Genomic DNA, 26,250 nt, shown 5'->3' with positions numbered 1-26,250 from the left:
TTAAAAGTAGAACGTTATAAGTGCATTGGGTAAATAAACCAATGTGATGGAAAGCAGAATACTTAAAAAAATACCACTTAGTTTGAGTCGTTGAACTTTCAATAAATTTATTGTTGCTACTAGTAACCCAATGACGGCAAGTAGACCTAAAATAAAAATTTGGTAGTCTTCAAGACTCTTGATGATATAGTAATTTTCATTGACATAAATCTCCAATAATGATGTTAGACTAAAAATCAGTAAGAATAGGTTTGTACTTTTAGATTGGAAAAAAGCGGCCAAACCAGCCAAAGAGAGCAAGAAATAAATGCTCCATCGACTGATAAACAATAAGATAGAGTAGTCAATAAAACGTTGGCTGCTTTCAGGTGCTAAAACGGTATTGTAATCTATCAAAGCTAGAACGATGGAAAACAATAGAAGTATTCCACCAAAAAGACTTTGTAGGTGATTCCTTTTGAATTGCATATTTTTTTTAGTGTTAGGTCAGTATTGCTAATCATCGATTTAAAAATAACTTTCGATAACTTCTATGGATCTTAAACCTGCTTGATGTAGCAGTAATCAATAGAAAGAAGAGACTTTAAATGTACTATTGGGGTTTTGAATTTCAAAAAAAAATTATTATATTTTGTATTGCAAATTACTACTCTGGGTAGGCTTTTAAACTTTCTAGTAATTTATTATGCCAATAATCTGAGTTTAATTGACTTGAAACTTCTAATAACATTTTCTGATCTTCCTCTCCAATATCACCAAATTGAACTCCTAAAAAGACATCTTCAGTAAAAGCATCATTTTGAAATACTTTTTCTTTCTTTAATTGAGATAATGTATTAATGATCACTTCAGAAAAGAAGCTTAAAATAAGGTTCCATAATTGATCTTCTTCTAATTCTTCTAAATCTACATCATCTAATTCACCCTCATAGAACACATCATAAATGTTATCGATACATTCATCAACTTGATCAAAAACAGCATAATGCTCGTTGACATATTTCCATTCTGAAGCATAAAGTTCAAAAGTGGTAATGTCAGAATCTGCAGGAAGGTGACCGACTTGTTGACTTAAACTTTCAAGAGTTGAAACGGCTCCCCCCATACTTCTACAACCGGAGTCACAATAGACGGCAACAGCATAGATTTTCTCATCCGAAAGTTGTTGTAATTGTAACTTTAAATATCTTTGAAGTGCATCGTAAAGTAGTTGTTGGAGCTCTTCACTTAATTGTTTGATAGTCATATTTATTCCTTTTGCTTACTGTATTGCTACAGTGTTTAATTTTTCAGAGAGTTCCTTTAATTTTTGATTCATTTCTTTAAAACCTTCCGTTGTCTCTGAGTCTAATTTCTTTTTAAAAAGTCCCACTAACAGGCCATTAAATTTCTCCTCTTGTTTAAAAGTAGATGTTCCATCTTTATTATCAATGATTTCAAAAAGGTGTTCTCCATCAAAAAGTCCTTTGACTATCAGTTTTCCAATCCATCGTATTTCTTTATGCTGCTCAAAGACCAATACTTTAGGTTTGAATGTCATACCACCTGCATTAATTTTTACTTTTTGGCCTTCAATAAAATCACCTTCCACGGATTTTATAAAAGGGTTCCAATTTGCATATTCTGGAAAATTGGAGAGAACTTGCCAAACAGTTTGAGGTGTTGCATTGATGTGAATTGCTGTTTTGATTTCTTTTTGTGCCATACATTTGATAGAAAAAAGTGCCAGAAAAACGATTAAACTTAACTTTTGCATATCGTTGTTTTTGAATGATATACAAATAAAAGTGGTTTTTACAGACCTTCTCTTGACATAAGTCAAGAAATCATTTTTCTTCTCACTCTACTTAGAGTTTCGGGAGTCATGCCCAGCATGGAGGCAATATATTGCAAGGGTACATTCAAAAATATTGAAGGATTAGTGTCTAATAAATGTTTTACTTTTTCTTCTGCAGTCATGGATAGTTGTCCAAAAACTCTATTCTCAAGTGTGATAAAACATTTTGTAATGAATAACTTTTCTAGTTTCCCCCAATCTTCCACATATTGTTCAATAGAGTGAAAATCATCTTTTGTAATGGTGAAGAGTTCACAGTGAGATAAAGCTTGAATGTTCCACCTCGATGGTGTTTGAAACATAAAACTAGAAAGGTCCGCAACGAACATTCCTTGACTGGAGATCCATTGCGTTATTTCTTTATCTCCATTTTCATTGTAAGCAAACATTCTCAGGTAACCCGATTTTACAAAGTGAATTGTGTTTGAATATTGCCCAAGTTTAAGAAGATAATCATTCTTATTGATCTCAGAAAATGTAAATAAATCACTGACCGAAGCCAAGCTTTTTCCACCAATCCCAAAGTATTCTTTTATGTAAGATTCTATCTCTTGCATTTTGAATGAACTCAAATGATCGTTTTTCCATTAAATGGAGTGTAAAGTACAGTAGGAATACCTCTCTTCTTGTATTTAAAAGTAGTGACTTTACTAATTGGAGGTTTAAAGCTGATAGGACCCATTTTATAGAATTGGTTGAGGATACGTTTTTCAATCAATTCACAAAAAGCAACCCACTCTCTGTTTTCTTCATTACGGATATTTTCTTCGGTGTGCAACGCTATTCCGGCAGAAAGCCAATGCAAGTTGAGTGCTATTCCTTGATCACAAAAGGGGTTGTTGGCAATTGCAATAGGGAGTTCATACCCATCGTTCCAGTTGTATAGTGTAGCACTTTCTTGTAGAAAATAAGGATTGGTCGATTTTTGGACCTGAAAAATCCATTCTTTTAAATTAAAGTTTCCTTCAAAAGATTCGAGTAGTGTTTTTTCGTTGTGGTTTAGCATTTTAAAATAGCTTTTGTTTAGGATTTAGACTTACCTCTATTAAGAAATTTATTAAAGTTCTTCTAGTTAGTTTCTCATTGATGAAAAAGAGCGTTAAGACATAACTTTCTTTTAAGTGTCAATCTAATCAATTCTTTGTTTGATTCAAATTACGATGGATTACATCTATTTTAAGTTTCTATGAGCAGGGGGATTTTTATTCGAAAGGTAGGGGTAAAATAAATTAAAAGTGGCGAATTGCCTTCTACGATAAGGATTCGAACATATTTAAAGAAAGATGGTCAAATTCAAAAGTAATTGTGATCAATAATCCATTGATTTGGCCCATTAGTTTACAAAAGCAAAGCACTGAGATGAAATATTTTTTACTACTTATAGGACTTATCCATTTTACATTTGTTCGAGCACAAGTTCCTTCTCTTAAGCATAGGAAACCTATTGCGGTTACGGATTGGAAATTTTCCAAAGGAGTGATTTATAACGCTCAATCCACCGACTTTGATGATGGATTATGGAAAGATGTAAAAGTTCCACATACCTATTCTATGGATGCCATTGAAGATGTGGGTTATTACAGAGGTATGGCTTGGTACAGAAATCAAATGGTCATCCCAAAATCTATGGAAGGAGAACGTGTTTTTATTCGTTTTGAAGGAGTGGGACAAGAGGCTACAGTGTTTGTCAATGGTCAAAAAGTAGGAAAACATGTTGGAGGTTATTCTGCTTTTTGTTTTGAAATTACGAATGCTGTTCAATTGGGGGAAAAGAATACAATAGTGGTGAAGGTGTCCAATGCACCCAACTTTCTTCGTATTCCGGTGGATGACGCTTTGTTTAATCATTATGGAGGTATTTACCGAGCAGTACATATTTTCTCTACTCCATCATGTAATATTGCTCCTACATTCTTTGCTTCTTCTGGAGTGTTTGTCACTTTAAAAGCATTAGAAAGGGATAAAGCAAATTTAGAGGTCCGAACTCATCTTTCTTCAATAAAAAGTACTGATAATACCGTTTTGGATATTAAAGTTTCGGACAAAACAAAGAAGATCGTTTTTCAAAAAGAAGTAATCATTGATAAGCTTTCTTCAGGTGATTCTATTTTGACAACTGAGATTGAAATTAGAAATCCAATTTTATGGAATGCTCGAAAAAATCCACATTTATATACGGTGGAAGTAAATCTAATAAATGACCAACAATCAGATAAGGTAGTTGAAACTTTTGGTGTCAAAACGTTTGAAGTAGATGCAGAAAAAGGAGTAGTATTGAATGGTGCACCGTACCGCATTTATGGTGTAGCCATGCATCAGGAATGGAAAGAAAGAGGGCCAGCACTATTGCCGGAACATCATAAAGTGGATATGGAAATGGTGGAGGAGATTGGAGCAACCGGATTACGTTTGTCTCATTATCAGCATTCAGATATCACCTATCAAAAGGCCGATGAAATGGGCTTGATGGTGTGGACTGAAATTCCTTTTGTACATAATTATAGCGGTCGTGAAGGTCAAAATGCTATCCAACAATTGAAAGAACTTATTTATCAAAACTACAACCATCCAAGTATTTATGCTTGGGGATTATGGAATGAAGTGCGTGCTTGGAAAAGTAAAGATGAACCTCCTGTGCTACTCACCAAAAAACTCAATGAATTGGCCCATCAAATTGATCCCTCAAGGCTAACCGTTTCAGCAAGTGACAGAGGAATGGAATCGAATATGGGAAATCTTACAGACTTGCAGGCTTGGAATAAATACTATGGTTGGTATTATGGAGAATATGCCGATATGGGAAAATGGCTTGATGATGCACGAAAAGATTACCCTCATATTGCATTGGGCATTAGTGAGTATGGAGTGGGCGGTAATATTTATCAACAAGATAGAACAAAATTGGAAAAACCCATCGGTAATTATTTTCCTGAACCTGTACAGACCAATTACCATGAAATCACTTGGAAGATCATCAAAGACCGCCCGTATGTATGGAGTTCTTTTGTATGGAATATGTTTGATTTTTCAGTGGCAGGATGGAACAGAGGGGGTATCAAAAATTTGAATCATAAAGGGTTAGTCACTTTTGATAGAAAGGTAAAAAAAGATGCATTCTATTTTTACAAGGCCAATTGGAGTGATGCTCCTGTTTTACATATTGCGGAAGCAAGAAACAGTCAAAGGACAGAAGCCATTACAACGGTCAAAGTATTTACCAATTTGGAGAAAGTGACTTTAAAGTTGAATGGAAAAGTCATTCAAAAGCAAAAGTTGAAAAGTGATATGCATACTATTGTTTTTGAAAATATCCATCTGCAGAAAGGAGAAAATAAAATTGAAGTCATGAGCGAAAAAGGAAAGGAATCCTTTACGCATAAAGCAGATTGGTTTCTTGTGATGGACGAAAACAACACAGTAAATTAAGATAATACATACCGATTTACTGGGGCTGTCTCAAAACCTTACGATGTTTCAAGTGTTAAGCGACAGCGTCACTTGTGATATAAGAATAAAAAAGGTTTTGCGACGGCCCCCATCTTTTATAAAATAGTAATCATTGAAATGAAAAAAATATTCTACCTAAGTATCATCGCTTTAGGCTTGATGAACTGTGCTCAAAAACAGCAATTCCCAGATGCCGCCTTTCCTTTAAAAGTGGCTGATGTGGCTCCGGACCGACCTATGAGTTCCGCCATGAAACGAGCATTTCAACATTATGAAGCTCCTCGTTTATTGGACAATGAACTCTATACCAATTTTAAATATACGGAGCTAAAAGGCTTTAATTATAACAATGGAGATGGAACCATCAGCCGTAGAGACCCTTCCAAAATCATTTTTGAAAATGGGCAATATTATGTTTGGTATACCCACCGAGAGACGCCTTTACCACCTCAAGGAAAAGGGAATGCCAATGATACTTTACCTTCTACCGATTGGGATTTGGCAGAGATATGGTACGCTACAAGTAAGGATGGTTTTACCTGGGAAGAACAAGGTGTAGCTGTAACGAGGCCTCCAAAGCCACAACCGGGATGGCGTTCAGTGGCAACTGCCGATATTCTGAAATTTAAAGGGAAATACTACCTCTATTATCAAGCTTTTAATGCTCCAAGTGGAACTTATGATGAGGCTAAAGATGCATATGATATCTGTCCCGTTGCGCTATCTGTAGCGGATTCACCTGATGGACCTTGGAAACCTATCAATAAAATCGTTATCCCATTTGGAGAAAGTAATGAATGGGACTGGAGAGTGATTCATGATCCTATGCCTTTGGTACATGACGGAAAAATTTATCTCTATTATAAATCTGGGATGGATCAGAGAGATGCTAATCGTAAACATTGGGATTGTTGGGGTTTGGCAATAGCAGAACATCCTGAAGGTCCTTTTAAGAAACATCCACTCAGTCCGGTGATGAATTCTGGACATGAAACGATGTTATTCCCTTTCAGGGAAGGTGTAGCTGCAATTGTGGGAACCGATGGAATTGAGCACAATACGATTCAGTACGCTGAAGATTGGGTCAATTTTGAAATTGCTTCAGTAACGCAACTATTGCCAACAGCAGGAGGTCTATTTTCTCCTGATGCATTTACAGACAGTAAAAATGCAGATGGGATAACTTGGGGACTGTCTCACTTTATTAATGCTGGAAAGAATTGGAAAAAGCAATACAGCAAATTAGGTCGATTTGATTGTGATTTGAGTCAAAGTGTAAATGATCCAACCATGAAAAGATCCAATGTTTTAATGCCAAATGATCTCTACTTTAGGTATGGCCTTTCTAAAAAACAAAGAGAACGAATTGAAAAAGAAAATAACCAAAGAATTTTAAACCAATAGTCATTCTCTAGCCTAGTATTGAATGAATAGGGGAGAAATAGTTACAGATAATGAAAAGATTAGAAAATATACTTTTGCTTTTACTCACACTTTGTTTTGTGGTGAAAGCAGCCGTAGCACAAGATGTCGATTTGTCTTTTTTCAATAAGAGTTTATCAATTGAGGAACGAGCTGAAATTTTGGTATCTCAAATGACTTTACAAGAAAAAATAAGTCAGTTAACCAACAGTGCTGATGCCATTCCTCGTTTACAGGTTCCCGATTATAATTGGTGGAACGAAGCCTTACATGGAGTGGCCCGAAATGGAGAGGCGACTGTTTTTATGCAAGGCATTGGTTTGGGGGCTACTTTTGATCCTGATCTGGCACGACGAGTCGCTTCTGCAATTTCTACTGAGGCAAGAGCAAAATACACGATCGCTCAAAAGATTGGTAACCATAGTAAGTTTGCGGGGCTTACATTTTGGTCTCCAAATGTCAATATTTTTAGAGACCCACGTTGGGGGCGAGGTCAAGAAACGTTTGGGGAAGATCCTTATCTGATGTCAAGAATTGGCGTCGCTTTTGTCCAAGGAATGCAAGGAGACGACCCTAATTATTTAAAAACAGCTGCTTGTGCTAAACACTTTGCTGTACATTCAGGACCGGAGAGCGTAAGGCTAAGCTTTAAAATCAATCCTTCCAAACAAGATTTATATGAGACCTATTTACCTGCTTTTGAGGCCTTAGTGAAGGAAGCAAAAGTAGAAGGTGTGATGGCTGCTTATAATGGTGTTTATGACAAACCGCTTTGTGCTAGTCCTTTCTTCTTACAAGAAATTTTACGTGACCAATGGAATTTTGATGGCTATATCACTTCTGATTGTGGGGCAGTAAGTGGGGTTGCATTCAAACAAAATTACGTAAAGACAGGAGCTGAAGCAGCTTCAGTGGCTCTCAAAGCTGGAACAAACCTTAATTGTGGTAGAACTTACAGACAGCTGGTCAAAGCTGTAGAAAAAGGGTGGGTAACTGAAGCATTAATTCATGAAAGGACAAAGCAATTGTTCAAGACCCGTTTCCGATTAGGAATGTTTGATGATATCAAAGAAAACCCTTATTTATCGATTGGAAATGATAAAATACATTGTGGGGAACACATTGATTTAGCAAGAGAAGCAGCTCAAAAATCTATTGTACTCTTAAAAAATAAAAATAATGTTCTTCCTTTATCAAAACACGTCAAAGTTCCTTATTTAACAGGGCCTTTTGCTAATTCAGCGGATGTATTAATGGGGAGTTATTATGGTGTGAGTTCAAATTTGGTGACTATTTTGGAAGGAGTGACAAAAGCGTTGGCTCCAGGTACTTCACTCAATTACCGTAGTGGTGTACTCCCTTTTCAAGAGAATATTAATACTCATAATTGGGCTCCGAATGTGGCGAAAGAATCAGATGTGACAATCTGTGTTGTGGGACTTTCTGCAGATAGAGAAGGTGAGGGCTTAGACGCTATTGCTTCTGACCGTAGAGGGGATAGACATGATCTCAAACTTCCGGAAAGTCAGATTCATTATATTCATCAATTGGTGGAAAAGAAAAAGGGGCCTTTAGTGTTAATTATAGCAAGTGGAAGCCCTGTTTCATTAGAGGGGATTGAAGAACATTGTGATGCAATTTTGCAGGTATGGTACCCTGGTGAACAAGGTGGTAATGCTGTAGCAGACATATTATTTGGAGATGTTTCTCCATCAGGTCATTTACCAATCACTTTCCCTAAGAATGTTAACCAACTCCCAGATTATGAAAGTTATTCAATGAAAGGGAGGACGTATAAGTACATGACTGAAGAACCTTTATACCCTTTTGGTTTTGGTCTGACTTATTCTAAAACAACGCTGAGTAATCTTCGTTTAAATTCTGAAAAGTTAAAGAAAAATACACCGTTGGAAGTACAAGTGGCGGTCAGTAATAGTGGAGCATATGACATTGAAGAAGTGGTTCAACTTTACATCAGTCCATCAGATACCACTGGTGGTCTACCGCTTCAAAGCCTCAAAGCATTTGAAAGAGTGGCATTAAAAAAGGGAGAAAAGAAAAACTTAAAATTTACCCTCCATCCTGAATCACTTAAAGTAATTAATACCGAAGGCAAAAAGGTTTGGCGAAAAGGGAAATATAAAATTACAGTAGGTAATGCTTCACCTGGTAATCTCAGTGTTCGATTAGGTGCTGCTACACCACAAGAAAAGGTAATTGAATTGAAATAAGCACACGTTAAAACTCTAGTTGTAAGGCAGACGGAAGTGGTTTATATTTACAAGTAATTGTAAAATGAGATCACAATCATGAAATGAAATCACTGACTAGCCACCTTCTATTTTTTTGTCTACTATTACTTTTTAGCCATACCAATACAATGGCTATTCAATATAAATTACTGACTGTAAATGATGGATTGAGTATAAATGAAGTCACTGACATTCTTCAAGATAGCCAAAGACAATACCTTTGGATCAGTTCTCAAAATGGGTTGAATCGATACGATGGACATGAGATCAAAAGAATTTATTTGCCCAAATCTTTAGCTGATAATTACATTTCTGATATTGAAGAGGATGATCAACAGACTATATGGTTAGCGACCAATAATGGATTAGCAAGATACAATTATATCACATCAACATGGGATACGATTCCGATTGCATTGCATAACGGTACATATCACATGGTACGCTACATTGGAAATAATACACTCTTGACCTTAAAAGGAAAAAATACAATTGTAAAAATCGATATTGGATCTTCTTCGGAAATTAAAACAATACAGAAAAAAGCACCTTTTACAATTCATGCAATTGAGAACGTAGAGCAGCAGACTTTTGTTTCTACAAGTCAGGGGTTATACACTGTTGATTCGAATTTGGAATTCAAACTGTTGACTAAAAAATTTAAAGGATGCCAAGAGATTAGATATATTAAAGAGCAAAAAGAGGTTTGGGTGAATGCAAATGGCGTATGGTTTAGTATTCCGTTATCAAAAGGGCAACTTCAAATTGATCAGGTAAAATCTTCCTTTCAAATATTTAAAACCTCCAAGAAAATTGTACAAGTGTATTTTGCTCATTCTAAGTATTACTTGGTGTATAGAGAAGGTTATGAATCTTTTACTTTAAAAAATGGTCAAGTAATTTCTTCAGGATTTGAATTAGAAAAATTACATTTTCGGAACTTCACTTTTGACAATAAAAATAATATTTGGGGCACAACTTGGCAGTCGGGAGTGGTTATGGTTCCTTCGCATCCACCTCATTTCAAAAGTTATCATAAGTCAGAAAACGCAGATGCACTTCCCTCTAGATTAGTTCGTACTTTTAGCAGTGTCAATGATAGTTTATTGATTATTGGTACAGAAGAAAAAGGGGTCGTTTTATTTGATACAAGACATGAAAAATTCTACAGTCCATCTACAAATCCTACTGCTGATCAGATAGGAACATTTGATGTAAAGGGTAAAATACTACACCGTTTAAAAAAGGATTGGAAAGGTAATATTTGGTGTGGTTACCATGAAGATGGTTTTAATGTAGTGTATGGGAAAGATAAGGAGAAAATAAATGCGACAATCAATGCAGTGATACACCCCAACGAAGAGTTGATTGGTGATGATTTCATACCCCAACCTGACCGAAATAGAGTTTTAATTTTTACGCGATATAGTGTCTACAGCTATAATTATGATGACAATACTCTTCGCAAACTAACTCAAAAAGTCCATTATTTGAATTGTGCGGTGCCTGATCACCAAGGGCGAATTTGGATAGGTAGACATTATGGTTTGGAGGTGTATGACAACGATTTGAATCAAGAAGATCATACCGTTACTTCTATTTTCAAAAACCTTCGATTAAATGTCAATTGCTTTTATGAAGATAGAAATAAAAATATGTGGATTGGAACCTACGGAAATGGCCTTTTCTGTTATTCTCCTTCCGTCAATCAAATGCTATTAATTGAAGCACCTACATACCTCAACCTTCAAATTGTGTATAGCATTACGGAAGATCAAAATGGAATTCTTTGGATGGGTTCTAATAATGGATTATTCAGTTATGACCCATACCAAAAGCAGTTTAAGCGTTACGGGATTTCAGAAGGAATTCAAGGCAATCAGTTTAATTACCGAGCCGTTTACCAGCATAAAGAAAATGATATCTATTTTGGAGGAATTGACGGTTTTACACGTTTTAACCCCAAAAATGTCCCCAAAAGTGAGATTTTACCTGCTCCAATAATCAGTGATGTTATTGTATCCGGTTATCCATTTTTTCTAGATCAAAATCTTGATTTTTATGAGATTCCATATCATAAAAACAGTTTTGATATTCATTTCTTTTGTCCCGATTTAACGACTTCTACTACCTACACTTATAGTTACAAATTACATGGCTTTGACAAGGATTTTCAATATTGTATACCCAACCAGCCAAAGGTACATTTTTCAAATATGCAGGCAGGGGAATATCAGTTAGAAATCAAAGTGAAAAAGCCGAATACAGCATGGAGTGAAAGCACGTTTAGTAGATCTATTATCATCTTGCCCCCTTGGTACCGAAGTACTACCGCGTATGTTTTTTATGTGTTTTTGGTCCTGATTATTTTCATAGGAAGTATTTATATCACAAAGAGACAGGCATTGATCCAGAATTCCTTAAGAATTGCTCAAATTGAAAAAGAAAAAACAGAACAGTTGAGTCAAGCTAAACTTCACTTTTTTAGTGATATTGCCCACGAAATTCGATCTCCTCTAACTTTGATCATCGCACCACTACAAGAAGTGCTTTCTTCACGTACTTTCGACCGTCCTTTGCAAAAGTCTTTAGAACTAATGTACAGGAATGCTAGCCAACTCAAAAACTTGATGGATGAATTGTTATTATTCAGAAAAGCGGAGAATGAGAAGATAACTCTTGAACTATCGGAGTATAATTTTTCATCATTACTACATCATGTAACAACACTTTATCAATCAGAGTTAGATTCAAAAAAAATTCAACTAACCTATTTTTCATCGGAAGAAAAGTACGTTTTTGATTATTCTAAATTGGAGATCGTCATAAGTAATTTAGTGCATAATGCCATCAAATATACTCCCAACGGAGGACAAATTTTAATTGAGACCAATACAGCATTCAATGGGCTAGAATTCAAGGTCTCAGACAACGGCTTAGGGATGAAAGCAGAAAACCTTGACCTGATCTTTGAACATTTTTATCAGGAGCAAAATACTGGAAAGGAAGGTTTTGGAATTGGTCTTTCTTTGTGTAAAAAGATCATAGAGGCACATTCTGGTAGTATTGAGGTAGAGAGTAAAAAAAATAGCGGAACGACGTTCACTGTCAAAATTCCGAGGTTAGAAGTAACGTCAACTGCCGATGTGCCTGTACTAAAGCTTCCACAATTTAAAAATGAAAATAAGAGTACAGTCAAAACCACAATCAAAGGACATCTCTTGATTGTAGAGGATAATGAGGAAATACAGCAATACATTCTTCATATTTTTGAGCAACAGTACAAGGTGAGTTTGGCAAATGATGGCGAAGAAGGTTTTGAAATTGCAAAAAAGAGCTTGCCAGATGTGATTATTACTGATTTTCAGATGCCTAAAATGAATGGAGTAGCTTTATGTAAAAGCATTAAAGAAGAGGTAAAGACTTCACATATACCCGTTATTATCTTATCAGCATTTAGTGAAATCGAAGATCAAATCAACGGCCTTCAGGTAGGGGCAAATGATTACATTGGAAAACCGTTTGATCAATCCGTGCTTTTACGAAAAATTGAGAATTGGATTGATTTTAGAACCAAAACTATCGCTTCTTTTAATAGATCTGCAACACTGGAAACCATTCAATTCGAGAAGACAGATCAACTATTTTTAGAACGCCTCAACCGAGTGATTCAACAAAGAATAGCGGATGATCAACTTGATGTAATAGGACTCTGTACAGCATTAGGAATCGGAAAAACTACTTTAAGTGAAAAACTGAGAAGCATGTTGGACACTTCTCCAGCAGAGTATATCAAGAAAATAAGGTTGAAGGAAGCATACCGATTACTGACGCAAGAACAATATACGGTGAGTGAAGCGGCTTTTGCTGTTGGTTTTAATCCTTCTTATTTTTCTACTGCTTTTAAAAAGCAATATGGAGTGTCTCCCAAAGGCATGTTGAAGCAATAGGCGAGCCATACGTATAAAACCCGTTTTTTGAAGGTTGAATAAATTTCAATTACATTTAAGGCCGCTTAATATAATAAATTACTAAAAGAACAGATGAAACAACTAATTTTTGCTCTTGCTTTAATGATAGTGAGTAACTACTCTTACAGTCAAGAGGAGTTCCTAATTCAAGAAAATCAGGCTGGGATTTTTAAGGTAGGAGAAGAACTTCCTTTGGTGAATGCAAGAGGGCTATTCTACAAAATAGAAGAAAAGTTTGATGTAATCAGTACTCCAGATGGTGACATGAAAGATCCTTACTATTTGTTTAGTACAGATGGAGAGGCATTAGTAAAAATCACTACGGAATATGATGGTACCACGGGAGCCTTTAATGATACAATTGCTGAGATTGTAGTGCTTTCTCCAAAATACAAAACAGCAAAGGGAGTAGGTGTAGGTTCAACGGTAGAGACATTTATTGAAAAATATGCCGATTACAATTTGTGGTATACTTATATCAGCGATATGTATGTTATTGATACAAAGACTTTAAAATCAACACAATTTTTGCTGAATGGTGAAGACTATGTTGAGGAGGTAAATTTTGATAGTGATTATACACCTTTGATGGAATCTAAATTTAAAGCGGGTTCAAAAATTCAAACTATTCGCTTTTTCTAAGATTAAGTTGGTTTATTAATATCGAGTTTCAATCTGTTGTTACTTGATCGGGCCATATTCTTCTGGCTTCGACTATTGTAACTTTAGCCGAAGTCAGAAGGTCTAATTTTTTATTATGTCTAAAAAAAAGAGTAGCCAACAATTTTACTTGTTGACTACCCATAATCATCATCTATAAAAGTGTGTTTTATATCTTTTTCGTAGGAGATGCATTGTAAGACAAGTTAAAGCTTCCTTGTGCTACTCTACCATCACTGAAAGTGACCTTATAACCATATCCTGGAATCATTTCACCTTCTTTAGTAGCTTGCTTAACAGGCCCTAAATTCACAATTACTTCAGTACCTGAAGAGAAGTTTGAACGCTGTAATTTAAAATCGTCGCTGATGTATTCATGATTAGTAAGTTCAGCAAAGAAAGTTTCTCTGTTTACTGGGCTTACCACTTGGTTTGCAATACGAATCATTTCTTTCATTCCATCAAACTCATAAGGAGAGAAGAAAATAGTAGTACCCATACCGAAGAGAATATTTCTTAACGATTTTACTCTAAAATCACCATTAATTGAAATTTGGTTATCAGGGTCCTGAATCTTACCGAAGATCGCAATGGCATCATGATATACTAAATTAAACAAAGGTGCTCTGTGTGAGAATTGTACTAAGTTCGGGTTTGGAAGGTACGTTAATCCTTCAAACATATCGAAGTAAGGAATGAACTGTTGTTGACCGTGTTCCGTACCATTGACTAAGTTTAAAGAATCAATGTATTTGGCAAGGTTAAATAAACCCGTATTGTCTTCATCAGGGAAAGTAGCAAAAGAGATATCAGTGATATCGGCTTCTAATTCTAAAGCCGCAATTTCTTTATGTAAGCTCTTTTGTGCTAAACCTAATTGTTTATTTTGATCAATATTGGCCCATCGGCTACCTGTATTTCTTAATTTTCCTTCTTTATCTCTTGCGAATAAATCTGTATTGAATTCAGGGTCGTTTTCTAAAGTGGCAGAGTAAGCGTGGTACGAAGAGTAGAGGTAACCGTATTTTTTTGTAAGATCAACCGCTTTTTTCAATCCTTTTACACCACCAAGGTTTTCGTTGATAGGCCAGCAATTGGGAACAAAGTTAGAGAATACTCCCCAAGCATGGAAAAATGCATTGTCAACACCTAGTTCATCGTGCGTTGTTTTGATAATGTCTTGAAGCTCTTTAAAAGTAAAAGCCATACCTGGCATTTCCACATAGTGAGGGTATCCACCATAAACACCCATATAAATAGCACCTTGCAATTTATTGACATTCGGATCTCTTTTCGCTTTATCTTTCAACGAAACAAAATATCCATCTTTAATAGCTTCTTTTCTGTAAGCTTTGGCCATATCAACATGATTTCCGTTTGGAATAAACTCATAGCTGATCATCTTACGTTCATTTTCTCTATTGATTTTCCAAACTGGATCTAAGAATGCAATTCTTTTGTAAGGTGACATTACACCTTTGCTATTAAATAAATACTGACCGTTGTTGTTGATATTGTAAAACATATCAGGTCTAGCTGAAACATCAACAATACCTACCACTGCTGTTTTTTCAGTATGCGTTCCCCACCAAGGCATCGTTAACCCAATGCCGTTGTTGAATAAGGGTAACTTTCCGCTTGTCTTTCTGTAGTAAGTTGCATCGTCCCACATACAGAAAGATCCACCGTTCATAGGCGAAATATAAGAAGGGCAAATGACACCTTGTTTTTGAGGGATAACGGCTGCACCTTTGTCAACATCCGTTTCTAAACTAAATGCTCTAGTAGGGTATCTTAATTCAGTGACATTATACTCTCCTTTTTCAACAGACATCACTTCCACTTCCAAAATGCCATCTTTCAATCTTAATTCGGTATTGATCGACACACCTTTTGCTACTTCACCGTTTTCAAAAGCAGGGTTAACAAATGAAAGTTTTACTTTATCATTTCCTATTTGTTCAACGTCTATTTTTTTACTGGATGAGATATTTAAATTTTCTAATTTCCCTTGATTTTTAATAGTCAAAAGACCTGCTGCTTTCACCCATGGATCAGCTTCCCATAAATGATTTGTCGTTTTTTCCAGCACTGTAAATGAACCTGTTTTTTCATCTACCGTTACTTTGATTTTATTATTTTCAATTACTGTTAGAGCAGCATTCTTGATCGGATTGGCATACGTAAAAAATGTTCCTATAGATAAAAAAAGGACCATCAATAGACGTATGAATTTATCATTTCTTTTCATAACTATTGAGTTCTGATTTGGTGATTACAATAGCATTGGTCACTTCAACATGCTTCCATCATAAGCTTACGGGGATAGGGGAAATAATAAACTTATGATGGTAAAGTAAATTTTAGTGAGTGCTTTAATGAATCACACATAGATTAAATTAACTGAAGTAAAATTAGGTGGAGGTTGAAAATACGATGTTGCTCTAGATATTATTTATATTGCTGAGAATACGTTTCTGATTAAAAACAGGTGTTTTGCTATTAAAAGCAACATTTTTTGGACTTATTTCAAAGTGTTAGCAACCATGGGTAACGTTAGGAGAAATTCAGTGTTTTTTATAGAATTGGATGGTTGAATACGCTGTAAACTAAATTTTAGTTAACTAATGTAATTACTTTTATGAAGGTTAAATAGTAGTGTTTTGTGGTTCGCGAGGACGTTGCAATGCAACGTCCCTACAGCACTGCATTCTAGAAGATTATTATAAAACCTTTGTCTTTTGATCTGTAATCAGACCATCATTTAGTAGTATCTTCCTCGGCCTTGAAGGGAAAAGCGTTAAGAATTTTATGGAATGAGCCGTTAAAAATGATTTTCTTGTTCGAGCTTTAGCGAGTTTAAAATCATTTAGGCGAGTGAAATGGAATTTAGCTTTTGACTTCTAAGCCTTGACTTTTTTGCTTCGTTTTTGTGTTAAGACAAAAATGAAGAAGAAGGAAGTTTGAAAGTAGATCCTATAAATGCTTGCAGAAAGGCCGATAAAAAGTTGACGATAATTTAGTTTACAATGTATTGAAACTATTTTAATTGTGATGCAAATATTGATTTACCACGCTTCATGAGGTGTAAATACCACCTATAATTGGCTCCCTAAATTATTTACAGAATTAATCAATTTTAACCTTTTGATAAAAACATATTTCATCTGCAAATATTTTAAATCGAAACCATTGAGCAATCAAATTTTACCTGTAGTGAACTTATTTTTGATGAACTTGGTTCAGATTGTATGTTACCTCTCCAATGAAAAAATCTTAGTAAAACCGATCATTTTAGAGAGAATTTTTTATATGAAGGTTCATTCATTTCAATTATCATAAAAAAATGTTAATTGAAATTTAGTTTATGTGTTGTGTAAATTATTATAAAACTGTGCTTAAGATAACACTGAAATACATTGTTTTAAGTGTTAATATCGACCAGATCATAGGAACCTAATAATGTAATTCATTAATTATTTTAATATGTATCATAAAATCTATTAATAGTATTTATGCTATTAATGTGAAAAGGATTTAAGAATTTTGAGCTCAGTTTTGAAATTATGATTAAGAAATAATGATTAGCAAATCCATCAAGTCCAACTTCATCTCTGGTTTTTTAGTCTTTCTAATTGCACTACCACTTTGTTTGGGTATTGCAAAAGCTAGTGGTTTCCCACCTATTGCGGGTATTTACACGGCTATTATTGGAGGACTAATTGTCACCTTCTTATCGAAAGCACCTTTGGCCATCAAAGGTCCAGCGGCAGGGTTGATTGCCATAGCAATTAATGCAGTTGAAGATTTGGGTGGCGACGATCCAATTTTGGGTTATCAACTTACTTTGGCGGTTATTGTAGTTTCTGGTGTACTTCAGATTCTCATGGGCTTCGCAAAGTTTGGTAAAATGGGAGATATGTTCCCTATCTCAGTGATTAGGGGTATGTTGGCAGCAATCGGTGTGATTATCATAAGTAAGCAGATTCATGTGATAATGGGAGTGGTACCTGAAGCAAAATCTCCTTGGGGATTATTAGCTGAAATACCACATAGTATATTACATCTCAATCCTAAGGTAGCAGTAATTGGTGTTTTAAGTTTGGCCTTACTCTTTGGTCACCCTTACGTTAAAAATGCAACAATAAAGAAATTACCTGCACCTCTACTTATTTTATTAGTAGCTATTCCGTTAGGCTTCGTCTTTAATTTATCAAATGAACATAGTTACAGCGTTGGCTCATTTGACTACGATATAAATCCAACTCAATTTTTAGTAGTACTTCCTGACAGTTTCTTAAGTGGTATTACTTTTCCTGATTTCTCTCAACTTTTAACGTATACATCTTTCAAATATGTATTGATGTTTGCTTTGGTTGGAAGTATAGAATCGGTATTGAGTGCCAAAGCGGTAGATGCCTTAGACCCTAAAGGTAGAGTAACGAACCTAAACAAAGATTTGGTAGCCGTAGGTATCGGTAACACAATCGCAGGTTTGATTGGTGGTTTGCCAATGATCTCAGAAATCGTAAGAAGTTCAGCCAACATCAATGCAGGAGCGAAAGGAAGAATGAGTAATTTCTACCATGGTCTTTTCTTATTCCTTTTTGTTCTTCTTGCAGCAGCGGTGATTAAAACGATCCCGAACGCAGCATTAGCAGCAATGCTTGTTTTCACTGGGTTGAAGTTAGCATCTCCTAAGGAGTTCAAAAAAATCAACAGTATTGGTTTAGACCAATTATTACAGTTCTTGACTACCTTGATTGTTACTTTGTTGACGGACCTTCTCGTAGGTGTTGCAGCAGGTATTGCATTGAAAGTAGCGATTGAACTTGTACAAGGAGTGAAACTGAAAGAAATGTTTGATCTTAAAACTCAGGTTTCTGCTTCAGAAGATGGTTTAGTCATCAAGTTTACTGGTATAGCATCATTTATCAATTACCTTAAGTTTAAGACGCTAATTGATGCTCAACCTAAAAATCAAAAGATTGTACTTGACTTCAGTGAGTCGTACTTTATTGATCATACATTCTTGAATAATATTCACAACATTCAGAATAAGTTTACAAAAGAAGGTGGAGAGTTGATAAAAGTAGGTTTCGAAAACCATCACTTCCAATCACAACATCACTTGGCCTCGCGTAGGTTAGTGACGAATCCATATCATCAGGCTACTCCTCAATATGAATTATCAAAACGTGCGGGTACCATTCAAAATATGGCACTAAGACATGAGCTTGACTTTGAGGCCAACTTAAGCCCCTCTTTTGTGAGACCTTACTTGAGTGCCTTCTCTATCTTGTCAAGATTACGTAGAGCAAAGAACTTTATCTTGGGGACCAGAGAGCATTACAGTTTCATGATTTGTGATATCACCTACGTCAACGTAAGTGATTTCTCAACGGAGAATAGAACGGCGACCATCGCCTTAATTTTCAATATTGCCAAAGGTGGTATTCCAGATTTCTATACTAAAGATAAAGGTGAATTATTTGACCTTGTAAGACAATATGATTTTGATTTTATGCCGAAATCGAATGGTATGCCATTCAACGTCTTTGGTAATAATAAACAATTAGTAGATTCATTCTTCACTCCAGAAGTCACTCATATCATAGCAGAAAACCCTTACAGTATTGAATGTAAGCGTAGAGAGATGCTAGTTCATAAAGAGTGGGAAGTGATTCCTGAAGGGGATGCACTAGAAGAAATGTTATCTTATGTCGATCAATTAGCTTCAGAAGTGGTAAAGAAGAGGTTGGAAGAAGCTCAAAAAGTGAAATAATAATTTAGAATACATTTATATATTGTAAGGGGTTCCAGAACTTTGTTTTGGAATCCCTTTTTTAATGTTTCAATTGATAAAATTAAGTTCTAGTTCTTCCCTTTGGTCGAGCATATAACCCAATGTCATCGATCTTCACTCGATCTGGCATCTTGAAAACGAATGCAACTGTTTCTGCTAGATCTTCTACTTGAAGTACATCATAATTTCTATCTTCTTCTTTTGTAGGAGATGGAGTCTGTATTAAAGCGGGATTAAGGCTATGTACCAAAATACCATGCTCGTATACTTCTTCTTGAAGAGCATCCGCTAATCCCACCACACCAAATTTAGAGGCACAATAAGGCCCCGCTTGAGCGTACCCTCGTTTGGCGGCTTGAGAGGCAATATTCAAAATACAGCCAGATTGTTGTTTGATCATTGTTGGAAGGACTGCTTGCATCATGAAAAACGTACCTTTTAAATTGGTATCAATCACCATATCCCAATCGTCCTCCGTGGTGTCTTGAATCAAACTTCCAACGCCAAGTCCTGCATTGTTGACTAAAAAGTCTATAGCCCCAAATTCCTTTACAGTTTGCTGAGCGACTTCCATACAGTTGGCTTTCTTACGTACATCTAACGAGAGCGCGATCGCTTTACCTTTTCCAAGAGTATTCAGTTCCTGGGCTGTAGGTTCGAGATGTTCTTTACTCCTTGAAGCAAGGATCACATTCACTCCTTCATTGACCAATTGACGAGCAATGGCTTTTCCTACGCCAGTACCACCTCCAGTAATGATAGCTGTTTTACCTTCTAAATTTTTCATTGTCATATTTATCTTTGAATTGAATTAGGTGTATAGTTGTGGACAAAGATAAATGGATTTGGGTGTATTCTTTGTTATTTAGGAAATTATTACAAAACAATGAATTACCTGTAGAATTTGTAATTTGACTATCAAAGGTAGTACGTTCCTCGACTTTGAAAATAAAAGTATTTAGGCTTTGTGATTGTCTTAAAATGGAAATCAACAACTTTCTCTAACAACCAATTCAGTATCAATGACCATATGTTTATGTTCATCTTGTTTCTCATACTCAAATAATAGTTCCAATGCTTTCTTTCCCATCTCAAAAGAAGGCTGTTTGATAGTTGAAAGTTTAGGAGTAGAGTATCTTGAAATAGGTTCGTCCGCATAACCAATAATGGCAATATCTTCAGGTACTTTCAGACCTAATGTAGAAATGGTTTCTAATGCCATAAAAGCAAGGTAATCACTAGAGGCAAATATTGCTGTAGGAGCATTATTGGAAAGTAGTTTTTCTTTTAGGGCATCTTTGGGGTTGTGTTTTAAATTACCGCTGATCACCAAATCTTGATCAAATTTGAGGTTTTTTCTTTTGAAAGCCTCTACGTATCCCATATAACGGTTGAAGGTAGTAGAAATACCCTCATCCCCTTTCATATGAAGAATTTTACGATGTCCTTTATCTAATAAATAATCAACAGCTTTAAAGGCTCCTGAAAAGTCGTCAGTAATAACTACAGAAGTATCAATATCTTCACAAATACGATCTAAGAGTACAATAGGAATTCCTTCATCTCTGATATCATTCAAGTAGGAGTAATCTTCCATGTCTTGAGACAAAGCAATCAAAATTCCATCTACTTTAGCATCCGCCATAGAAAAACAAGCTTTTTTTTCCTGTTCATAATTTCGTCCGGATGTAGTGATCATCATTTGGTAACCTAATGTTCGGGCCACTTCTTCCACACCATGCAACATCATGGAGAAAAAGTTATGATTGAATTCAGGGATGATGACTCCAACCGTTTTTGTCGATTGCTTTTGTAAGTTCCTTGCCACCATATTGGGGCGATAATTATATTTTTTAGCCAGTTCTTCTACTTTCTTTCTTGTTTTTTCGGAAATACGTTCTCCACCATTCAACGCTCTTGAGATGGTTGTTGGAGAAACTCCAAGTTCCTTTGCCAAGTCTTTTATCGTTATACTTCCCTTTGTTTTCATACTATTGTTTCTATATGCAGTTGATCAGATCATTTTTAATGGTTTGTATCGAGCTAAAACTTCAATTGAAAAGTGCTGTTTGTAGTGTCAAAAGTAAATGTAGCTCAAGAACCATTACAAAAACCATTTCATAAAATACTAAAATACGAACAATGTAAAGGTCTGAAATATTAGTTTAAACACTTGCGCAAACGTTAAACTTTTTTTGTGTTAGTGTTGATTATACATTTGTATTGTTGGTGAAAACAATTGGCAAAAAGAGAAGGTAATACAATTGCTTTCTATGAAATGATAGATATAATTTAAAACTAAATCAAGTACTAATTAACAGATGTGGCAAAGAAGAATTGGATAAAAATCTTAGCACAAAATGACTCATCATACCTTGTGTTTTGAGGTAGAAGCAGAACAACTTCTTCCAACTTTACCTTTCATTGGCACTCCTCAATTAAACTTGAATTAGGTAATAGATATTACTCTGATAAACGTATGAAAAAAATTGATGCACACCATCATCTGTGGAAGTATTCTCCAGTAGAACACGCATGGATTGATGACTCGATGTCGGTCTTGAAACAAGACTTTCTTCCTAAAGATTTATGGAAGGAAATGGAAAAAGCGGGCTATAGTGGATGTGTTGCCGTACAAGCAAGTCAGACGGAAAAAGAAACGCAATTTTTATTATCGGAAGCAAGTGTTAATCCTTTTATACTAGGTGTAGTAGGTTGGGTAAATCTTCGTCATAGCAATATTAGAGAAAGATTAAGTTACTTTTCTCAATTCTCTGACTTTAAGGGAGTTCGTCATGTATTGCAAGATGAGGCAGATGATCAATTTATGTTGCAGGAAGATTTCCTGAAAGGGATTGAAGCTTTAGCGGAGTTTAATTTGACATACGATATTCTAATATTCCCTAAACACCTTCCTTATGCATTAGAGTTGGTGAAAAAATTCCCTCAGCAACCTTTTGTAATCGATCATATTGCAAAGCCGGAAATTAAAGAAGGTAATTTCTCTCCATGGAAGGAAGATATAGAAGCTATTGCTAAGCATGATAATGTATACTGTAAACTTTCGGGTATGGTCACTGAAGCGGATTGGCAAAATTGGACAGAGCAAGAGCTTCATCAGTATATCAAAGTGGTGGTCGATGCTTTTGGAGTAGAAAGAGTAATGATAGGTTCAGATTGGCCTGTATGTAAGTTGGCAGGGGAGTACACTACAGTGATGCAAATTGTGGAAAACTATTTCACAAACGAAGAAGATAAGGCTAAGGTGTTGGGAGAGAATGTATCACAGTTTTATAATCTAGTCAACAAGGAAGAGGTCGTTTAATTCAGCCTTTTTCATAAGCCTAACTTAGGTTCAATAAATCAGAAATTGATTCACATCTATACTTTTAATAATAATAAGAGTTTTTGAAATGATAAATACACTAACTAAACCAAATTATCAAGCAGACGCTAACAAGGATAATTATGGATTTTCACACGGATCACGATTAGTTTTAGGTTGCTCTGGACTTGGAGGAGTTTGGGGAGCAGTAGAAGAAGAAGAGTCGGTAAAAGTTATCTTAAGTGCTTTAGAAAATGGTATAAGTACTTTAGATACAGCTCCTTCTTACAACAGATCGGAAGAGTTTGTAGGAAAGGCACTAAAGCAGTGGAACGGTGAACGTCCATTTATCTCAACTAAAATTGGCCGTCTTTTCGCTGAAAAAGCAGACGAGTTCAAGCTAGACTATACAAGAGATACTATGTTGAAAAGCATGGAAAATAGTTTAGAAAAATTGAACGTAGACTATGTAGACGTATTGTTCTTGCACGAACCTCATATGTTACCTTATGATAAGCAAGATGATATTGTAGAAACGCTTTCTTATATCAAGGAGCAAGGAATGGCCAAAAAGATTGGTGTAGGAGGTAATCCCGTAGACGATTTCTATCCTTTCTTTGAGTCGGGCATTTTTGATGTAGTATCCGGCTTTATGAAAATGGATGCTTGTAATATGTCAGCTTTTGAAAAAGACATTCCTTATTTCCAAGAAAACAACATTGCTTATTATGCAGCTTCTGCTTTGCACATGGGACTTTTGGGAGCTCGTTTTGACAAGCTTTGTGAGGAAAGGCCAAACAATGAGTGGATCTCTAATAAGGATGTGGATACAGCAATAGAGATTAAAAAGATTGCAGATGAGAATAATATGGATATAGCGGAGTTGTCATTACGTTATCTGATGTCTGTAAAAGAAGCTTCAAGAGTAGTAGTTGGTTCTAGAAAGATTGCACAGATTGAATCTACTGTTGATTGTTGGAATAAAGGATCTCTATCTGAAGACCTATTTAATCAAATTACAAACTGTATCTATAAGTAAGAAAAATGAAAACGATAATTTTAAATAAACCTGGTGAGTTTGAAGTAAGTGAGATGGAACGTCCACAAGAAACTTTAAACGCAGGAGAAGCTTTAGTAAAAGTACATAGAATTGGTATTTGCGGTACTGACTTACACGCTTACACTGGTAAGCAGCCATTCTTTACTTATCCTAGAATTTTAGGACATGAGTTAGGAGTGGAAGTCATCAAAATCGCCGATGATGTTACAAATGTGGAAGTGGGTGATAAGTGTTCTGTAGAACCTTATTTTAATAAAACGCAAGATCACGCTGTAGAAAGAGGTTTTACAAACTGCGGTGAAAATATTTCAGTATTTGGTGTACATGAAGACGGTGGAATGAGAGAGTATTTCAAAATTCCAGCACAATACCTTCACGTTTCTAAAAAACTAAGTTACGATCAACTAGCTTTAGTGGAGACATTGAGTATTGGATGTCACGCTGTAAATAGAGCAAGAGTAAATGCGGATGATACAGTAGTTGTAATTGGTGCAGGCCCTATCGGAATGGGAGCTTGTCAGTTTGCGATGGCAGCAGGAGCAAAAACAGTTATGATGGACATCAACCAAAGCCGTTTAGACTTCTGCGACAAGCATATCAAAGTAGATGGTACTGTAGAAGTACATCAAGAGGTTGCTGAGACAGAAAAAAGAATTCGTGCTCAGTTTGATGGTAATCTTCCAACAGTAGTAATTGATGCTACAGGTAATAAGCATTCAATGGCCAATACATTACAATTTACAGCGGCTGCAGGTCGTATAGTATTTGTAGGTTTATTCCCAGGCGACTTCTCTTTCCACGATCCTTATTTCCACAAAAAGGAATTAACAATCATGGCAAGTAGAAACTCATTGCCATCTGATTTCGATCAAATCATAGAAATGATCGAAAACAATCAAATCGATACAAATCCTTGGATTACACATAAGGTGTTATTCACAGAAATAGCGGGTCATTTTGATAGCTGGTTAAAGCCAGAAACAGGAGTGATCAAAGCAATGTTAACACTTTCATAGGTGTAAGTAGGGGTAGGCCTGTGTGTCTACCCTTCTACGAAACTCCTCAACATTTCCCTAACTAAAAATACGACGTACACATAATTTACTAACAATGAGCAATATTACAGTTGATGATATCGATTTAAAGAAGAAAGATGAACAAGGAGAGCACCCTGTTCCTTCATCTGACAATCAGAAAGTTATTGAGAAAAAATATTTTATCCCTTTTGTGTTGATTACGAGTTTATTCGCACTATGGGGATTTGCAAATGATATCACCAATCCAATGGTGTCAGCCTTTAAAACGGTCATGGAAATTTCCAATTTTAAAGCATCATTTGTACAGTTTGCCTTTTATGGCGGTTACTTTACGATGGCATTGCCGGCAGCAATTCTTATCAAAAAGTATTCTTACAAGAAAGTGATTTTATTTGGTATGGCATTGTATGCTATTGGAGCACTATTGTTCTATCCAGCAGCACAATTCCAAATGTTTGGTTTCTTCTTAGCCTCATATTATATCCTGACTTTTGGATTGGCATTTTTAGAAACCACAGCCAACCCTTTGATCCTTTCATTAGGTTCAAAGGAGACTTCAACACGAAGATTAAACTTAGCACAGTCATTCAACCCTATCGGGTCTTTGACGGGTATGTTTGTTGCACAGCAGTTTATCCTGTCAAAACTTAACTCAGCAGAGAAAGCAGTGGATGGAAGCTTGGTTTATTCAACCTTGCCTGAAACGGAGAAAGCGATCATTAGAGCACATGATTTAATGGTCATCCGAGATCCTTACGTAATGCTTGGTCTAGTGGTGATTGCAGTAGCAGTAGTGATTGCAGTAACTAAAATTCCGGTAACGAATGAGAAGGATAAAAACTTCAGTTTAGCAGAAACATTAGAGCGCTTGCTTTTCAATGTGACTTATAGAGAAGGTGTTGTAGCTCAGATTTTTTATGTAGGAGCACAGATCATGTGTTGGACTTTCATTATCCAGTATGCAGAAAACATTGGATATACTAAAGCAGAAGCACAGTCTTTTAATATTATCGCCATGGTACTTTTCTTATCTGGCCGATTTATAGCAACCATCTTAATGCGTTTTGTGAAAGCATCAATGTTATTGGCAGTGTTCGCATTGGGAGGAATTGGAATGATGACAGTGACCATTTTTGTAGGAGGAGATATTGGTTTATACGCCTTGATTGGAACTTCTATTTTCATGTCATTAATGTTCCCTACCATTTACGGTATTGCTTTAGAAGGCTTGGATAAAGATGCAGAGTTTGGAGCTGCTGGTTTAGTAATGGCCATTGTAGGTGGAGCATTGATGCCACCATTACAAGGAGCTATTATCGACAGCGGAGAGATCATGGGATTACCAGCCGTAAACGTTTCATTCGGTTTACCATTAATTTGTTTCTGTGTCATTGCAGTGTTTGGCTACAGAAGATTTTTAACGACGAAATAAG

18 protein-coding genes are annotated in these 26,250 nt (G+C 35.8%); 10 read left to right on the top strand and 8 right to left on the bottom strand.

The window, feature by feature from the left end:
- The 5 genes from PL77_RS20985 to PL77_RS20965 all read right to left on the bottom strand — a co-directional run bounded on the left by PL77_RS20985 (window position 1) and on the right by PL77_RS20965 (window position 2,843).
- Window positions 1-468 (bottom strand): hypothetical protein, encoded by a 468-nt coding sequence (locus PL77_RS20985; protein ID WP_044209862.1) that lies wholly within the window; start codon window positions 466-468, stop codon window positions 1-3.
- A 178-nt stretch (window positions 469-646) separates the two neighbouring features.
- Entirely contained in the window at window positions 647-1,246 is a 600-nt protein-coding gene (locus PL77_RS20980) for a DUF4303 domain-containing protein (RefSeq protein WP_044209859.1), read from the bottom strand.
- A 15-nt stretch (window positions 1,247-1,261) separates the two neighbouring features.
- Complete coding sequence (locus PL77_RS20975) at window positions 1,262-1,705, bottom strand: SRPBCC domain-containing protein (protein WP_052444610.1); 444 nt, start codon at window positions 1,703-1,705, stop codon at window positions 1,262-1,264.
- Between the two features lie 113 nt (window positions 1,706-1,818).
- Window positions 1,819-2,394: a Crp/Fnr family transcriptional regulator gene (locus tag PL77_RS20970; protein WP_044209854.1), complete on the bottom strand. Its 576-nt coding sequence runs from the start codon at window positions 2,392-2,394 to the stop codon at window positions 1,819-1,821.
- An 11-nt stretch (window positions 2,395-2,405) separates the two neighbouring features.
- Entirely contained in the window at window positions 2,406-2,843 is a 438-nt protein-coding gene (locus PL77_RS20965) for a DUF4274 domain-containing protein (RefSeq protein ID WP_052444606.1), read from the bottom strand.
- Window positions 2,844-3,196: 353 nt separating this feature from the next.
- Here PL77_RS20965 and PL77_RS20960 point away from each other — a divergent pair, with 353 nt between their 5' ends.
- The 5 genes from PL77_RS20960 to PL77_RS20940 all read left to right on the top strand — a co-directional run bounded on the left by PL77_RS20960 (window position 3,197) and on the right by PL77_RS20940 (window position 13,571).
- On the top strand, window positions 3,197-5,263 hold the full coding sequence (locus PL77_RS20960; RefSeq protein ID WP_156152464.1) for a sugar-binding domain-containing protein: 2,067 nt from the start codon (window positions 3,197-3,199) through the stop codon (window positions 5,261-5,263).
- A gap of 138 nt (window positions 5,264-5,401) precedes the next feature.
- Window positions 5,402-6,688, top strand: a complete 1,287-nt coding sequence (locus tag PL77_RS20955; RefSeq protein ID WP_044209851.1) for a family 43 glycosylhydrolase — start codon at window positions 5,402-5,404, stop codon at window positions 6,686-6,688.
- Between the two features lie 50 nt (window positions 6,689-6,738).
- Window positions 6,739-8,937, top strand: a complete 2,199-nt coding sequence (locus tag PL77_RS20950) for a glycoside hydrolase family 3 C-terminal domain-containing protein (RefSeq protein WP_082026666.1) — start codon at window positions 6,739-6,741, stop codon at window positions 8,935-8,937.
- A gap of 149 nt (window positions 8,938-9,086) precedes the next feature.
- Entirely contained in the window at window positions 9,087-12,908 is a 3,822-nt protein-coding gene (locus tag PL77_RS20945; protein WP_044209849.1) for an ATP-binding protein, read from the top strand.
- 93 nt (window positions 12,909-13,001) lie between these two features.
- Window positions 13,002-13,571, top strand: coding sequence for a hypothetical protein (locus PL77_RS20940; protein WP_044209846.1), 570 nt, complete (start codon window positions 13,002-13,004; stop codon window positions 13,569-13,571).
- A gap of 187 nt (window positions 13,572-13,758) precedes the next feature.
- Here the strand turns inward: PL77_RS20940 and PL77_RS20935 are convergent, their stop codons facing one another.
- The gene (locus tag PL77_RS20935) at window positions 13,759-15,840 is read right to left on the bottom strand and encodes a hypothetical protein (RefSeq protein WP_052444604.1); all 2,082 of its coding nucleotides are present in this window, start codon (window positions 15,838-15,840) and stop codon (window positions 13,759-13,761) included.
- 1,329 nt (window positions 15,841-17,169) lie between these two features.
- On the opposite strand from PL77_RS20935, the gene PL77_RS20930 reads away from it, so the two are divergent.
- Complete coding sequence (locus PL77_RS20930) at window positions 17,170-19,374, top strand: SulP family inorganic anion transporter (RefSeq protein ID WP_063769040.1); 2,205 nt, start codon at window positions 17,170-17,172, stop codon at window positions 19,372-19,374.
- Window positions 19,375-19,456: 82 nt separating this feature from the next.
- Here PL77_RS20930 and PL77_RS20925 read toward each other — a convergent pair whose 3' ends face one another.
- Both PL77_RS20925 and PL77_RS20920 read right to left on the bottom strand, forming a co-directional pair.
- On the bottom strand, window positions 19,457-20,182 hold the full coding sequence (locus tag PL77_RS20925; protein ID WP_044209917.1) for an SDR family oxidoreductase: 726 nt from the start codon (window positions 20,180-20,182) through the stop codon (window positions 19,457-19,459).
- Window positions 20,183-20,383: 201 nt separating this feature from the next.
- Window positions 20,384-21,385 (bottom strand): LacI family DNA-binding transcriptional regulator, encoded by a 1,002-nt coding sequence (locus tag PL77_RS20920; protein WP_044209844.1) that lies wholly within the window; start codon window positions 21,383-21,385, stop codon window positions 20,384-20,386.
- Window positions 21,386-21,874: 489 nt separating this feature from the next.
- Between PL77_RS20920 and PL77_RS20915 the strand changes: the two genes are divergently transcribed.
- From PL77_RS20915 to fucP, 4 genes are all read left to right on the top strand, one after another.
- Window positions 21,875-22,720, top strand: coding sequence for an amidohydrolase (locus PL77_RS20915; protein ID WP_044209842.1), 846 nt, complete (start codon window positions 21,875-21,877; stop codon window positions 22,718-22,720).
- A gap of 88 nt (window positions 22,721-22,808) precedes the next feature.
- Window positions 22,809-23,759 carry an aldo/keto reductase gene (locus PL77_RS20910; protein ID WP_082026664.1) on the top strand — a complete coding sequence of 317 codons (951 nt, stop codon included), beginning with the start codon at window positions 22,809-22,811 and terminating at the stop codon, window positions 23,757-23,759.
- Window positions 23,760-23,764: 5 nt separating this feature from the next.
- Window positions 23,765-24,796: a zinc-binding alcohol dehydrogenase family protein gene (locus PL77_RS20905; protein WP_044209836.1), complete on the top strand. Its 1,032-nt coding sequence runs from the start codon at window positions 23,765-23,767 to the stop codon at window positions 24,794-24,796.
- Between the two features lie 94 nt (window positions 24,797-24,890).
- Window positions 24,891-26,249 carry an L-fucose:H+ symporter permease gene (gene fucP, locus PL77_RS20900; protein WP_082026663.1) on the top strand — a complete coding sequence of 453 codons (1,359 nt, stop codon included), beginning with the start codon at window positions 24,891-24,893 and terminating at the stop codon, window positions 26,247-26,249.
- The last annotated feature ends 1 nt before the right edge of the window (window position 26,250 follow it).

Origin of the sequence: Flammeovirga sp. OC4 (genome assembly GCF_000812565.1) — a bacterium.
In the GTDB taxonomy this organism is placed as follows: domain Bacteria; phylum Bacteroidota; class Bacteroidia; order Cytophagales; family Flammeovirgaceae; genus Flammeovirga.
Note: the sequence above shows the minus strand (reverse complement) of the source record. Positions and strands in the feature narration are given on the sequence as shown.